This window comes from Mesorhizobium sp. P2_E9, from assembly GCF_056403815.1.
This window is the reverse complement of record NZ_JBFUET010000018.1, coordinates 129367-144106: the sequence shown is the minus strand read 5'-3', so window position 1 is coordinate 144106 and position 14740 is coordinate 129367. Positions and strand designations below refer to the sequence as shown.

Below are 14740 nucleotides of genomic sequence, written 5' to 3'. Positions count from 1 at the left end.
ATTAAGTTTCAGCGCAATCTAACTTTCGCTGACTGGAAGATTTTCGGGGGCACGGCAACAGGCTGCTGCGCCGCCGATTTTCCGCATCCGAAGGGAAGGATACCGGCATGTCGCACATGATCCTCAGCGCGTTCTTCTTCAACCCGCAGGGCGACCATCGCATGTCATGGCGCCATCCCCGCGCTCCGGGCCGTGAGGTGCTCGATTTCGACTATTATCGCGAGCTGGTTCAGGCCGCCGAACGGGCCAGGATCGACACCATCTTCGTCGCCGACCACGTGTCGATCTGGGATTCGGTCAAGAGCGGCGTCGCGCATTATGCCAATGCCCGCCTGGAGCCGCTGACGCTGCTGTCGGCGCTGGCCGGTGTGACCAAGCATATCGGCCTGATCACCACGGCATCGAGCTCCTACAGCGAGCCCTACAATGTCGCGCGCATGTTTGCTTCGCTCGACCATATCAGCAAGGGCAGGGCGTCATGGAACGTCGTCACCTCGGCGATGGACGAGGAGGCGCGCAATTTCGGCCGCGACGGCAACATCGAACACGCCTTCCGCTATGAGCGGGCCGGCGAATTCCTCGATATCGTCAAGGCGCTGTGGGACAGCTGGGAAGACGAGTCGCTGCTCATCAACAAGGAGACGGGCTACTTCGCCGACCCCGACAAGGTCCATCCGATCGACCACAAGGGCAAGCACTTCAAGGTGCGCGGGCCGCTCAACGTGTCGCGGCCGCCGCAGGGCCATCCGCTGATCGTCCAGGCCGGCTCGTCGGAGGATGGCAAGAATTTCGCCACCGCCCAGGCCGATGCGCATTTCGCCATCTACAGCACCAGGGAAGACGGCATCAAATACCGCCAGGACATCAATGAGCGACTGGCCCGTCACGGCCGGCGGCCGGAAAGCTTCAAGATCCTGCCCGGCATCCTGCCGATCGTCGCCGCCTCCGAAGCCGAAGGGCGCGACAAGCAGGAGTATCTGCAGAGCCTGCTTCCCGACCAGGTCGGCATCGACCTTCTGTCGAGCTGGAGCGGCATCGATCTTTCCGCCTATCCGCCCGACGGGCCGCTGCCGCCGTTGCCGGACGAGAGCACCTTCAATGGCGGGCGCACCTCGCTCAACCGCGTCAAGCAATGGTCGAAGCAGAACCTCAGCCTGCGCGATATCGCCCGCAAGCTCGCCAACAGCGGCTCGGTGCCGACGGTCGCCGGCACGCCGAAGCAGATCGCCGATCAGCTCGAAGACTGGTTCGTCGCGGGCGCCGCCGACGGCTTCAACCTGATGTTCCCGCTGCTGCCCGAGGATTGGGTGAATTTCGCCGAGCAGGTGGTGCCGGAACTGCAGCGCCGCGGCCTGGTCCCGACCGAATATGCGCCGGGCACGTTGCGCGACCGTTTTGGCCTTGCCCGCCCGGCCAACCGCTTCGCCGAGCAACGCGCCAATGCGCGCGCCGTGTCCTGAGGAGGTAATCATGACCGCCGCGCCAAACCTTCAGCCCCGCGAAGCCACCGCTCCGCGTCTCGTCAATGTGCTTCACAGCCCCAAGCGTGTGCGCGTCAAATTCGGCGGCCGCACCATCGCCGACAGCCGCAATGTGCTGGTGCTGCGCTCCAACCATTTCCTGCCGATCTATTTCTTCCCGCCGTCCGCGGTCGATCCCTCGGTGCTGAAACCCTCCCTGCACCGCGAGCCGCACGCGGTCGGCGGCGAGACCGCCTATTGGGACATCGACAGCGGCGACAAGCGCGCCGCCAACGCGGCTTGGTCGTTCACAGCACCCCCGGATGAGAATCTGGCGCCGCTCGCCGGCCGCATCGCCTTCACCTGGAAGGCGGTCGACCAATGGTTCGAGGAGGAAGAGGAAGTCTTCGTCCATGCCCGCGATCCCTATGCGCGCATCGATGTGCTGCACAGTTCCAGCCATGTGCAGGTCTGGTTCGATGGCGAGATCATCGCCGACAGCAAGCGCCCGGTGCTGTTGTTCGAGACCCATCTGCCGACGCGTTTCTATCTGCCTCCGGAAGATGTCCGGCTGGAGCGGCTGACGGCGTCCAATTCGACGACACGATGTCCCTACAAGGGCATCGCCTCCTACTGGTCGGGCCTGCTGAAGGACGGTTCGGTTCGCCCCGACATTGCCTGGAGCTATCGCGACCCGATCGATGAAATGCCTAGGATCAAAGGGCTGATCGCCTTCTATCCGCAAGCGGTCGACCGCATCCATCTCGACGGCCAGCCGGCCTGACGGCTTTCTTCCAGTTTCCCATTCACGCATCTTACGAGAGAAAAACAATGACCAAACGTTTCGACATAGATTTGCTGCGCAACCAATCCGGCGACGTCTGGAATGTCGCCGTAGATGAATATGCGCAGGGCTTCCTCAAGCGCCGCGACCTCTTGAAATACGCCGCACTTCTCGGCCTCACCGGCTTTGCCGCCTCGCAGGGTCTGTTCACATCAGGCGCACGCGCGGCGACCACCGGCGGCACGGTCCGTGTCGGTCTTGGCCAGCCGACCAAGGCGATCGATCCCGTCACCATCACCGATCCGGCCAGTATCGGCGTGATCAGCCAGGTCGGTGAATATCTGATCCTCGACGATCCGAAGGACGGGTTGCAGCCGAAGCTTGCCGTGTCCTGGGAGGCCGACGAGACGGCCAAGCGCTGGACCTTCAAACTGCGGCCGGGCGTGAAGTTCCACGATGGCCGCACCGTCACGGCCAAGGATGTGGTGGCGAGCTTCGAACGGCTGGTCGATCCGGCCAGCGGCTCGTCGGCGCTGTCGGCCTACAAGGGTATTCTCTCCAAGGGCGGCGCCAAGGTCGTCGATGACGAGACGGTCGCCTTCGATCTCGACCAGTCGAACAGCAATTTCCCGTTCTACGTTTCCTCCGACGTCTACAATGCCGTCATCGTGCCGGCTGACTATGCCGGCGATTTCGAGAAGACTTTCAACGGCACCGGGCCATTCAAGCTGGAATCCTTCCGCCCCAAGCAAGGCGCCAGCTTCGTGCGCAACCCGGACTATTGGGGCGACAAGGCGCTGCCCGACCGCGTCGAGATCAAGTTCTTCGACGACGAGCAGGCGCAGGTGCTGGCGCTGCAGGCCGGCCAGCTCGACGTCATCCCCAGCACCACGCGGCTGGAACTGGCGATCGAAGGCAATCCGAACTTCAAGCTGCTCAGCGTGCAGGCCAGCTCGCATGATCCGGCGCATCTCAGGACCGACCAGGCGCCGTTCACCGACAAGCGCGTTCGCCGCGCTTTGGCGCTCACCATCGACCGCGAGGCCGTGGTCAAGGGTCTGCTGAAGGGCCGCGCCGTTGTCGGCAACGACACGCCGTTCGCGCCGATCTTCCCCTCGGCCGATCCGGCGGTACCGCAGCGCAAGCAGGACATCACTGAGGCCAAGCGCCTGCTCGGCGAGGCCGGCGTGCCCAACGGCTTCGAGGTGACGCTGACCACCGAACGCGCCTATGACATTCCCGACTATGCCGTGATCATCCAGAACTTCGCCAAGAAGGCCGGCATCGACATCAAGCTCAACGTGCTGCCGCAGGATGCCTATTACGGCTCGGCGACGTTTGGCAGCTCGCCATGGCTGGACTCCAATCTCGGCATCACCGATTTCGGCCATCGCGGCACGCCCGACATCTTCCTCAACGCGACGCTGAAGAGTTCGGGCGCCTGGAACGCGGCGCATTTCAACAACCCGGACTATGACGCGCTGCTGCTCGACTACGGCAAGGCGCGCGACCTGCAGGCGCAACGGCTTGCCGCCGGCAAGATCCAGACGCTGCTGCTCGACGAGACGCCGCTGATCATCAGCTATTTCTCGCAATACAGCCGCATCGTCTCCTCGAAGGTCGAAGGCGTGCGCTTCACCGCCATCTCGCACCTGCTGCTCGACAAGGTGTCGTTCGTGTGATCGCCTCGAGGGCGATCGTCCGGCCGCTGGCGACACGCGCAGGCTCGCTGCTCTTGACGCTGTGGCTGGTCAGTGCGCTGGTCTTCCTCGCCGGGCAGGTGCTGCCCGGCGATGTCGGCCGCGTCATGCTCGGCCCGTTCGCCGATGCGCAGGCGGTCGCCGAACTCAACCGCAAGCTCGGCACCGACCAGCCGATCCTCGCCCAGTATTGGCACTGGTTCAGCCGGGCGGTCACGGGCGACTTCGGCGACTCGCTGTCGATGCGGGCGCCGGTGGCGCCGTTCGTCCTGTCGAGCATCAAGAATTCCGCCGCATTGGCCGGCGTCGTGCTGCTGTTCCTGGTGCCGATCGGCATCGGCGCCGGCGTCGTCGCGGGTCTGCGCTCGGGGAGCCTCGCCGACAGGCTGATCGTGCTGACCGGCGTCTCGCTCTCGATCGTGCCGGACTTCGTCTCCGGCCTGCTGCTGCTGATGGTCTTCGGCCTGTGGCTGGCCTGGTTTCCGATCACCGGCGCAGCGTCGGATGGGGCCGGCGTCTGGACGAGCAGTTACTACCTCATCCTGCCGGCGCTGCCGCTGGTGCTGAACCTGATCGGCTATGTCGCGCGCATGACAAGGGCAGGGGTGATCGAGGCGCGCGGCGCGGACTATACGCGCACCGCCATCCTCAAGGGCCTCAGCCCCTCGCAAGTGCTGTTCAAGCATGTCCTGCGCAACGCGCTGGTGCCGACGGTGGCGGTCATCGCCACCCAGAGCGGCTTCCTGCTCGGCGGTCTGGTGGTGATCGAGGCGCTGTTCGGCATTCAGGGTCTCGGCAATCTGGTGCTGAGTGCCGCCAAGGCACGCGACTTCCCGATGCTCGAGGCCGGCGTGCTGGTGATGGCGGCGATCTTCGTCTCGACGGCGGCAATCGGCGATCTCCTGCAGGCACTGCTCGATCCGCGCCAGCGTCGCCGGAACACGCCATGACCGATCTCGCCCAGTCTCCGATGCGCAGCGACATCAGGCTCTCCTGGATCGGCCGGCTGCGTGGTCTTCTGCCTGATGTGGCGCCGTCGACCGTGATCGGCTCGGCGGTGCTGCTGTTCTGGGTCGCCTGTGCGGTGTTCGGTTCGCAATTCGTGCCGTTCGATCCCTACGCCGAGGATTTCCTGTCGATGATGACGCCGCCCGACGCGGTGCACTGGTTCGGCACAGATCAGCTAGGGCGTGACGTGCTTTCGCGCATCGTCGTCGGCTCGCGCGACATCCTTTTGGTGGCGCCGCTGGCGACACTGGCCGGCGTCACAGCCGGCAGCGTCATCGGCCTGGTGCTCGGCACCTTTGGCGGCCTGGTCGATGCCGTCGGCGCACGGCTGCTCGATGCCGTCATGTCGCTGCCCTTCATCGTTCTGGTGACGATGGCGCTGGTGGCGATCGGGCCGTCCAACCTCACCGTCATCCTGGTGATCGGCCTTGCCTATGCGCCGCTGGTGGCGCGCACCGTGCGCACCGCCACGCGCGAACAGCGCGAGCGCGACTATGTCAGCGCCGCCCGGCTTGCCGGTGAAGGACGGCTGGCGATCATGTTCCTCGAAATCCTGCCCAATGTCCGGGAAACCATCCTGATCGAGCTCATCACCCGGCTCGGCTATGCCTTCTTCTCGATCGCGACGCTGAGCTTCCTCGGCCTCGGCATCCAGCCGCCATCGGCCGATTGGGGACTGGCGATCGCCGACGGCTATGGCTTCCTGACCGGCGGTAAATGGTGGGTGGTGGTGTTCAATTCGGCCGCGATCATCTCGCTGGTGATGGCCACCAATCTCATTGCGCAAGGCATCGGGGCGTTTGAGAACGGCGACAAGTGAGAACTTAGAGCAGTTCACCGTTTCACGGAAACGGCGAACCGCTCTAACTCTTTGTTTTGACGCAATTCCGGACGGAAAACCGTTTCACACTTTTCCTGGAAATGCTCTAGCCGAGCAGACCCTCGATGGTCGCCGCCACGGCCGCCGGGGCATAGGGCTTGGGCAGGAAGACGCCGCCGCTCGGCATTGCGTCCGCCGCCGGCTGGCGCTTGCCCGAGGTGATGATGATCTTGATCGGCGGCCAGCGGTCGCGCACGGCGGCCGACAGGCGCAGGCCATCCATCGAACCCGGCATGTCGATGTCGGTGAACAGGATGCTGATGTCCTGCCGGCTCTCCAGTATACGGATCGCCTGGTCGGCATTGCTGGCCTCCAGCACGTGGTATCCCGCCTCGCGCAGCTCGTCGGCGATGGCGAACAGCAGAAAGGCTTCGTCTTCGACGACAAGGACGGTGGCGAGGCTCGGAGTGGTCATGGCACGCCCTATGGTGTCAGTAAGGTGCTGTCGGCAACTGCGGTGCCGGTGCGTTCAACACGCATTCGACGCCGTCGGGGTGGTAGTCGATCCGCACCGAGCCGCCAAAGTCAGTGCCCAGCACGCGCTCGATCAGGAAGCGGCCGAAGCCGCGCTGGCTGGGCGGCGTCACCGGCGGGCCGTCGCTTTCGCGCCAGCGCCAGAGCAGCCGCTTTTCGCCTGATGCCTCGGCGGATGGCTGCAGCGACCATTCGATCGACACCTTGCCTTCCGGTGTCGACAGGGCGCCATATTTCAGCGCGTTGGTGGCCAGTTCGTTGACGGCAAGCGCCAGCGTCAGCGCCATCTTCGGGTTGATCGGCAGCGCCGGGCCGGAAATCGAAATCTGTTCGAGCGGGAAGGTGGCGATGGTGTTGTCGACCACCTCGCGGATCGAGGCGCTGGTCCAGCGGGTCTTGTTCAGGATGTCATGCGCGTTGGCGAGCGCCCGCAGACGCTCGTTGAAGGTGGCGCTCGCGGTGGCGATGTCGGTGTTGCGCAGCGTTTGCGAAGCGATGGCCGCGACCATCGCCAGGATGTTCTTGATGCGGTGCTCGAGCTCGTGGGTGAGCAGTTCCTGTCGCGCCTGCGCCTCGCGGCGGTCGGTGACATCCTGCATGACGCCGAACATCTTGACCGGCTTGCCGGTCTCGTCGTGGACGAAATCGATGTGGCGCGACAGCCAGCGCAATTCGCCGGTGTCGGGCCGCCGGATGCGGTATTCCACGGCAGGCACGGCGGTGCCATTTTCACGCGTCTGCGGGTTGGAGCGGATGTCCTTGTCGTTGGGAATGACGATGTTTTCCAGCACACTGATGTGCACGCTGTCGCGCGGCGACAGTCCCCAGAGACCCCAAAAACCCTCGGAGCCGACCACGGTTCCGCTGGCGATGTCGAGTTCGAGGGCCGCGATGCCGGCTGCATTCTGCGACAGCTGCAAACGCCGCTCGCTCTGTAGCAGGGCCTGCGCCGCCTGCTTCTGGTCGTCGATATCGGTGTTGGTGCCGATCCAGCGCAGGATCACGCCGTCGGCATCGCGGATCGGCACGGCGCGCGCGATGAACCAGCGGTAGATGCCGTCATGCCGGCGCAGCCGGAACTCGGTCTCGTAGAATGTGCCGGCGACCGCTGTCTGTTGCCACTTTTCCGCGGCCGCGACGATGTCGTCGGGATGCACGATGTCGGCCCAGCCTTGACCGTCAAGCGTGCCCGGCTTGGCGCCGGAATAATCGTAGACGCGCGGGTTGAACCAGTCGAGCAGCCCGTCCGGCGCCGCCGTCCAGACGTGGTTGGGCATCGCCTCGGCGAAGGTGCGGAACTGCATCTCGCTCTGGCGCAGCGCCTGTTCGGCCAGCAGGCGGTCGGTGACATCGACACCCTGGACGAAGATGCCGAATACGTCGCCCGCAGGATTGCGCACCGGCTGATAGACGAGGTCGATGAAACGCTCTTCCGTCGGTGCGCCGGGCGTTCGCTGCAACTCCGCCTTCAGCGCGTAGCCGATGAACGCCTCACCGGAGGTGAACACCTGGTCGAGCAGTTCGAAGAAGCCCTGGCCTTCGACCTCGGGCAAGGCCTGGCGGACGGGCAATCCGATCACATCGCGGTGGCCGACCAGCTGCATGTAGGCGGCATTGGTCAGCTCGAACACATGCTGCGGGCCAGACATCATGGCCATGAAGCCCGGCGCCTGTTCGAACATCTGGCGCTGGCGGTCGCGTTCGCTGGCGCGCCATCGCTCGGCGGCAACCTTGGCGGTGGTCTCGATGACGATGGCGATGACGCCGGCCGGTTCGCCGCTTTCGTCGAGCACCGGTGAATAGTCGAGATCGAGCCAGACCTGTTCGGGCTTGCCGGTGCGGTTCAGTGTCAGCACCTGCTCGCGATAGGCAAGCGTGCCGCCGCCCAGGCAGACCTTCATGATGTTGTCGTTGAAGTCGGCCACCTCGGGCCAGCCTTCACGCACTTTCGAGCCGAGCAATTGCGGATGGCGGCCGCCGGCAAATTCTGAATAGCCGTCATTGTAGATCATGACGCCGTCCTCACCCCACAGCATGACGATCGGCACATTCGAGCGCAGGATCAGCGACACCGCCGTCTTCAGGCTCTGCGGCCAGATCTCGATCGGTCCGATCGAGGTTGATGCCCAGTCGAACGTCGCGATCAGGCAGCCGAGCTCTCCGCCGCCCGACAGGAAAGCAAGGTGACGAGTGCCTATGGTCGTTGTGCTGGTTTGCGGCATGACGTCTCGTGAATCGGTCGGCGTTTGGTCGAGAGTCGATTGGTGCGGGCTAACATGTCGGATTCTGTGGATCGTGCGCGATTGTGCGGACCGCCGGACGTCGCGGCGCGGCCATGGCTGTGCGCCATGTCAGTTCGCCGTGTTGAACGCTTTTGACGAGACGGTGAATAGGCATTGCTCCCCTGAACGCTTCAACCCGGGACAAGCCATTCGGTTCCCGATGCCTGCCGGTTTTCCTGCGGCAGGGTTGTCGGATTGAGGAGGGAAAGCCGGCTATTCGATCGAATTTCTTTGCAAGCCGTTAATTCGGCCATGCTGTTAATAAGTGGTTTCTAATGCATGTCGACCGAAACTGCGCAGCGGTTTTGGAATAACGGCATGCGCAAAACTGACTGGTTTGGCGCGGGGTACGCAATGACCAAGAATCTCGGCAATGCACGCTATATGCCGCCCAAGGACACAAAGGCTTCCTTGATCAGCAAGGCCGCGCCGGCGCTGTTTCCACTCGTCGTGGCGGCGCTGGGCTACATGATCGGCAGGCAGTTCTTCGGCATATAGGGTTCCGATACCCTGGCCGCATATATCACGCAGTGATTTCGGCTGCCGCCTCCTCGGCGCTGGCTTCGGCCCGCTTGACGCGTTCCTGGCCAGCAGCACGTGACCTCAACCGCCGCAGCGGACTGACTAACCATCACAACGCGAGGGTTGCCGTTTGCGCAGTCATCCTGTCGTCAGACGTGAACGTCGCCGAAGGACAGCTCGCCATCGCCGCCGGATGCGAAAAGGACAATGGCGAGCAGGCCGGCATAGAATACCGCCACAACGACCACGATCGCCAAACCGGGAATGGGGCCAAGCGCGGCGCTGTCGACGGCATCGCGAAGCGAGCCGGCGAAGCCTGTCCTGACCTCCCCGGCCTGAAGGCTGGGGGTCGATATTTTGACCACCCAGGCCAGCAGCAGGATCATGAACAGATAGATGTAATTCCGCCGCAGGCGGCGCGCCAATGCGGCCCGTTGCGACAGCAGGAACTTTGGCGCACGCAGGCCTTCGCCGACGATGAGCAGCCAATCCGAGGCGAAGTCGGGCTGCGGGGAGAAGATCTGTGCGAAATAGTGGCGCTCAAACTGGCGCACGCGGGCCCGGTAGAAATCGAAGAACCGATAGCGGCGCGCCTCGATCCACAGAAGCAGCAGGATCAAGAGCATGGCGAACAGCAGCACACCGTGATGGGCACTTGCCGTCGACAGCGATACCGAAAGCAGCGCCGCGACCACTGTGATCGCCCAGTTGGTCGTCCGGTCGAGCCGATCGCGCCATCCGGCCATACGCGCGATCTCGGCGCGGTGGAAATGCGACAGCGTGTTCACGCGCTCAGTCGATGAAAGAGCGGGACCTACGGGTTTTGCCGACGCATCGTTCATGACGTCCTCCGGCAAGGATTATAACGGTTTGCCGGCAAAATCGTTCCCTTGCGGCAGTTGGCGCGAACAGATGGATGGTGCGCTCCGGGGGAGCAATCCTGTCCCGGCGCCAGCACCACGGTCGCGATTGCGGGCCAGTGGATGTCTCGATGTCCAGATTTGTCCTCGCCTTCACGGTGACCGGCGTGCCGATCGCAAGGGATGCGCTGGCGCTGCAGGCCGGCGTCGATCTGGCCATCGGCCAGGCAAGCCGGCTCGGCTTCACCTATGACGGCCAGTTCGCTTCGGGCGCCATGGAAAACGCCTTCAAGGCGAGTTTCTCGACGCGATTCTGAACGGCGCCGGGGCATCACCTCTGAAGGCGTCGTTTGCTTGGCGGGAAACTGGCAATACGGGCCGCAAGGCAATTCAGCAAGATTCCCGTCGGGTTCTATTCCAGTGGAATTTTCCGCCGTGCAAGTCAAAGCGGCGATTTTACTATATCAACTTGCGCGCTGCCTCTGGTTGTTGGATAGTGACACCAACGAACTGGGGGGTTCGAGTGAAAATCAGGCGGATTGTCAGGAGCCTGCTGGCCCTGACTGCTGGAACCATTGTCGCTTGCCTCGCAACGGCGGCGCTGAATTTCACTGTCCATGCGCATTCAATGGCCGGGCAGCACGCGCGCGCAGGATGTCTATTGCCCTTCGCAGGACGGTATCAAGGATGAATTGTGCCAGCCGGCGCTGCGCCGGCTGGGTATTCAATGATGCGGTAAGCAGAAGCGGCGCTGGGCAGCGCGCCGTGGTGAAAAAGGCAGGAGTGGTACACGGCGAAAAGGCTGTTGAGAGGAGGGGGACATGGGCAGGAACATCGTTGTCTTTGCGGACGGCACCGGCAACAGCGCGGCCAAGGCGTTCAAGACCAATGTCTGGCGCCTCTACCAGGCACTGGACCTGACCGGCGGCGACCAGCTCGCGGTGTTCAGCGACGGTGTCGGCACCTCGCAGTTCAAGCCTTTCGAGATCATCGGCCTGGCGCTCGGCTTCGGCGTCAAGCGCCGCGTGCTGGCGCTCTACAAGTTCCTTTGCCTCAACCATCAGGATGGCGACAGGATCTTTGCCTTCGGCTTCAGCCGCGGCGCCTTCACCATCCGCGTGCTGGTCGGCATGATCGCCAGGGAAGGGCTGGTCCTGTCGAATTCAGAGGAGGAACTCGACCGCAATGCTCGCGCTGCCTATCGGGCCTACAGGCCGAAGGCCTTTCCAGCGCATCGGCAGCCCTGGGTGGTGTTCGCCCGCTACATCGCCGCGCAATGGTTCGACTTTTGGAACCAGATCACCTACGATCAGGTGAAACCGAAAGGCGACGACCCGCGCGCACCCAGGCACATCCAGATAGCGTTTGTCGGCGTCTGGGATACCGTCGCCGCCTACGGTTTGCCGGTCGATGAATTGACGAGAGCGGTCGACAAATGGGTCTGGCCGATCACCTTCGAGAGGCCGATCCTGCTTGAACCCGTTCAATGCGCAAGGCAGGCCTTCAGCATCGACGACGAACGGCGCACGTTTTTCCCGATCCCTTGGGAAGAGATGATCCCGGCAAAGAAAGCTGATGCTGAAGCCGGTGACGAGGCATCGACCGCTGGAGATAAAAAAGTCCGCGATCCCCGTGTGAAGCAGGTCTGGTTCGCCGGCACCCATTCCAATGTCGGCGGCGGCTATGCCGATGACAGGCTTGCTCACGTTCCGCTGTGCTGGATGATCGGCGAGGCAGCCGAACAGGGCCTGAATTTCAAGAAAGAGGTTGTCGCCGACTACTGGGATTATGCCTCGGAAGCCGGACGCATCTATGACTCCCGTTCCGGCTTCAACGTTCTCTACCGCTATCATCCTCGTCCAGTTAACCTACTTATGGGAGACAATGTGAAGCCGCTGGTCGATGCCAGCGTCATCACCCGCATGGCCAAGGGCGCAGATGACTATGCGCCGGTTTCGCTGCTAGAGCATATCGACGTGTTGACACCGCTTGGCGCTCGCATTGCCTTCAGCGGCGAACCTGCGAGCGCAGCAGTGCCGATTGGCCCCAATATCGTCGACAAATTGCCGCTGCCCGATGACCGCAAGCGCGATCTGGTGGCGATGGACCAAAAATTCCACAATGCGCTCGGCCTGCTTCAGAAGAACAATATTGCCGCCAGCGTGCTGCATATTGGCAGCCGCGCACAGCGCATGCAGCTGATGCTGGATACGGTTTGGTGGCGTCGTGTTATTTACTACGCTCTGTTGTCAATAGCAGTTATATTTCTGTCTTTTCCATTATTTGCTGGACATATTTCTCAATTGTTTGATGGATACGCAGATACTTACGACATAAACTATCCATCTGGATCGCTCATCCAACTCATTATTAATTCTATTATTGGGGTTGCTCGCGGTTTCCTGCCAGGTATAGCTTCTCCGTGGGTAGATGCTGTGGAAAAAGAATATATTACAGCGACTATTCTTGCCGTACTGCTTGCAGTTCTGCTTTGGATCAATGGTGTTCTGCGCATATGTATCAACGACCGGGCGCGATCGGCCTGGAATGTTGACAGGGGGCAAAGTGCAGGGGTGCCGCTGTCGGACAGAAACGATGCGCACAGGCGCAGTGCGTTGATCGGGGCGGTCTTCCTTGGCTTCTGTGCGCTGGCAACAGGACGACCTTGGGAGCACATCTTCCAATTTGGTTGGAAGAGCATTGCGGGCACAGACTGGATAGCCTGGGTAGGCTTGTTTCTTGGCGTTGCATCGCTTGGCTGCCTGGCCGCATACCTCTTCTTGAGCGCGCGGGGGCCACGTGCGGCGTCGACACCTGTTTCCCTGGTTTTCGCCCGCACCATTCGCACCAACCACGGCGCCCAGCAGCTTTACACCGTGCTCAGGGAGAAATGGCTTCCGGCGGCCTTTCTGGCTCTGTCGGCCTATCTTGTCTGGAATGTAGCCGACAAGGCTGTGTTCGAAGTGGCCGATTCCATGGGCACCTTCTGTAAGGATCCCGCCTTGGCCAACCGGACTGGCGCTGAACGGGTGACGGGAGCAGCCTCCGATTTCAAGACGAACGAGATGTGCAGCGACACTGGAAACTGGCTTCAGGAAGGGGTCCGCTATGAAGTCGAGATTTCAATCAACAAAGACGACAAATGGTTTGACAGAACGTTATGCGCGGACACGCTCGGTGTGAGGGATGGCAGTGTAGCTCACTATTTTGCCACCCTGCAAAAGCGCTGGTGGGCCGAGCCGTATTTCAAGCCCATCGCGCGAATCGGCAGATACGGCAATGATGAGTATGTTCTCAACTCAGTCGACCCTGCAGCCACCAGCACCTGTATGAATGATAAACTGAGGGCAGAAATTAAGCCCAAGACGTCTGGTGAACTTTACATCTATGTCAACGATGCCGTTCTTGCTCTGCCGAGCTTGACTAACATCTACTATCAGAAAACGGACGAACACGGGATTGAAATCAATAATAGAGGATCCGCAAAGATAACAGTGAGCAGGGTGAACGTGTTCCCCTGAGCCGGCTCGCCGGTCACTCAGGCCCGCCGATCCAGTCTACCAGAAGGGCGCCGAGGCCAAAGCCGCCGCCGATGGCGCAGACACAAGGCCAGCCGCCCCAGGTCCAGGCAACACCGGCCAGCAATGAGCCGATGGCGCCGCCGATGAAGAAGATACCGACGAACAGGCCGTTGAGGCGGCCGCGCGCCTCGGGCCTAAGCAAGTTGACGGCACGGCGGCCGAGCGTCTGGTCGCCGGTGACGCCGATGTCGAGCAGCACGGCGCTGGCGCCCATCAGCACCAGCGGTTGCCAAGTCGCTCCGGACAGGAAGGAACCGGCCCAGGCGGCGAGCGCCATCGCGCCGACCAGCACGAGATGGCAGAAAATGGTGGCGGAGCGCGTCCAGCCATGGTCGCCGGCGCGGCCGAACAGCGGCGTGACCACGGCACCGCCGGCGCCGACGAGTGCGAAGAGCGCAATGCCGCGCTGGCCAAGGCCGAAAGGCGGTTCCGCGAGGCGCAAGGCCACCGCCGTCCAGAACAGGCTGAACGCCGCCATCACCAGCGCTGCCGTCAGCGCCCGGCGCCGCAGCACCGGCTCGTCGCGCAGCAGACCGAACAGTGAGGCGATCAGCGCGCCATAGGACGCTTTCGCCTGCGGGCGCCGCGGCGGCAAGGTGAAAGCGAGCACGCAGGCGAGCAGGACGAGTGCGGCGGCGCTGAGGCCGTAGAAGGCACGCCAGCCCCAGGCATCGGCGATGAGGCTGGCCAGCGGCCGCGCCAGCAGGATGCCTATCATCAGCCCGCTCATGACATCGCCGATGACGCGGCCGGCCTCGCCGGGCGGCGCCATCGAGGCGGCGATCGGCACCAGGATCTGGATCGCCGAGCAGGCGGCACCCAAGATGAACAGGACGATCAGCAGCGAGGCGATGGTGGGCGCCAAGGCGGCGACGCCAGCCGCAAGGGCGGCCGTCAGGAGCATGCGCAGGATCAGGGTCCGGTTCTCGGCAAGGTCTGCCATCGGTACCAGGAAGAACAGGCCGGCGGCATAGCCGAGCAGCGTCGCCATGGCGACGAGGCCGACGCCGGCCGCGCTGGCGCCAAGCGATGGGCCGATCAGGCCGACCAGGGTCTGCGGCGCGAACAGATTGGTGACGATGATGCCGGTAGAGGCGGCAAAAAGCAGCGTCTGCGGGCCGGTGATGGTGCCAGCGGGCAGCCGCTCGCACAGCTGGCCGTCATTGGTGTCGGGCATAGGGTCCTCAAT

Annotated in this window: 12 protein-coding genes; 8 read left to right on the top strand and 4 right to left on the bottom strand. The window is 63.0% G+C overall.

Going from position 1 to position 14740, the window contains the following annotated elements; all coding sequences use genetic code 11:
* Positions 1-107 precede the first annotated feature (107 nt).
* From AC1D05_RS28795 to AC1D05_RS28775, 5 genes are read left to right on the top strand one after another with little or no spacing between them, the layout of a single operon-like run.
* Positions 108-1460 (top strand): LLM class flavin-dependent oxidoreductase, encoded by a 1353-nt coding sequence (locus tag AC1D05_RS28795; RefSeq protein ID WP_477445286.1) that lies wholly within the window; start codon positions 108-110, stop codon positions 1458-1460.
* Positions 1461-1470: 10 nt separating this feature from the next.
* The gene (locus AC1D05_RS28790) at positions 1471-2244 is read left to right on the top strand and encodes a DUF427 domain-containing protein (RefSeq protein ID WP_477445284.1); all 774 of its coding nucleotides are present in this window, start codon (positions 1471-1473) and stop codon (positions 2242-2244) included.
* Between the two features lie 47 nt (positions 2245-2291).
* Complete coding sequence (locus AC1D05_RS28785; RefSeq protein ID WP_477445282.1) at positions 2292-3926, top strand: ABC transporter substrate-binding protein; 1635 nt, start codon at positions 2292-2294, stop codon at positions 3924-3926.
* A gap of 14 nt (positions 3927-3940) precedes the next feature.
* A complete protein-coding gene (locus AC1D05_RS28780) occupies positions 3941-4894 on the top strand; it encodes an ABC transporter permease (protein ID WP_477445346.1) in 954 nt (317 codons plus the stop codon).
* On the top strand, positions 4891-5772 hold the full coding sequence (locus tag AC1D05_RS28775) for an ABC transporter permease (protein ID WP_477445280.1): 882 nt from the start codon (positions 4891-4893) through the stop codon (positions 5770-5772). The genes AC1D05_RS28780 and AC1D05_RS28775 overlap by 4 nt, the downstream gene beginning before the upstream one ends.
* Before the next feature lie 106 nt (positions 5773-5878).
* Here the strand turns inward: AC1D05_RS28775 and AC1D05_RS28770 are convergent, their stop codons facing one another.
* Entirely contained in the window at positions 5879-6247 is a 369-nt protein-coding gene (locus tag AC1D05_RS28770; protein WP_477445278.1) for a response regulator, read from the bottom strand.
* Between the two features lie 16 nt (positions 6248-6263).
* On the bottom strand, positions 6264-8528 hold the full coding sequence (locus tag AC1D05_RS28765; RefSeq protein WP_477445276.1) for a PAS domain S-box protein: 2265 nt from the start codon (positions 8526-8528) through the stop codon (positions 6264-6266).
* A gap of 414 nt (positions 8529-8942) precedes the next feature.
* On the opposite strand from AC1D05_RS28765, the gene AC1D05_RS28760 reads away from it, so the two are divergent.
* Complete coding sequence (locus AC1D05_RS28760) at positions 8943-9086, top strand: hypothetical protein (protein WP_477445275.1); 144 nt, start codon at positions 8943-8945, stop codon at positions 9084-9086.
* A gap of 173 nt (positions 9087-9259) precedes the next feature.
* Here the strand turns inward: AC1D05_RS28760 and AC1D05_RS28755 are convergent, their stop codons facing one another.
* Positions 9260-9952, bottom strand: coding sequence for a DUF2270 domain-containing protein (locus tag AC1D05_RS28755; protein WP_477445273.1), 693 nt, complete (start codon positions 9950-9952; stop codon positions 9260-9262).
* A gap of 149 nt (positions 9953-10101) precedes the next feature.
* On the opposite strand from AC1D05_RS28755, the gene AC1D05_RS28750 reads away from it, so the two are divergent.
* The gene (locus AC1D05_RS28750) at positions 10102-10287 is read left to right on the top strand and encodes a hypothetical protein (RefSeq protein WP_477445271.1); all 186 of its coding nucleotides are present in this window, start codon (positions 10102-10104) and stop codon (positions 10285-10287) included.
* A 504-nt stretch (positions 10288-10791) separates the two neighbouring features.
* Positions 10792-13491, top strand: coding sequence for a DUF2235 domain-containing protein (locus AC1D05_RS28745; RefSeq protein ID WP_477445269.1), 2700 nt, complete (start codon positions 10792-10794; stop codon positions 13489-13491).
* 13 nt (positions 13492-13504) lie between these two features.
* On the opposite strand, the gene AC1D05_RS28740 is transcribed toward AC1D05_RS28745, so the two are convergent.
* Positions 13505-14728 (bottom strand): MFS transporter, encoded by a 1224-nt coding sequence (locus tag AC1D05_RS28740; RefSeq protein WP_477445267.1) that lies wholly within the window; start codon positions 14726-14728, stop codon positions 13505-13507.
* Between the last annotated feature and the right edge of the window lie 12 nt (positions 14729-14740).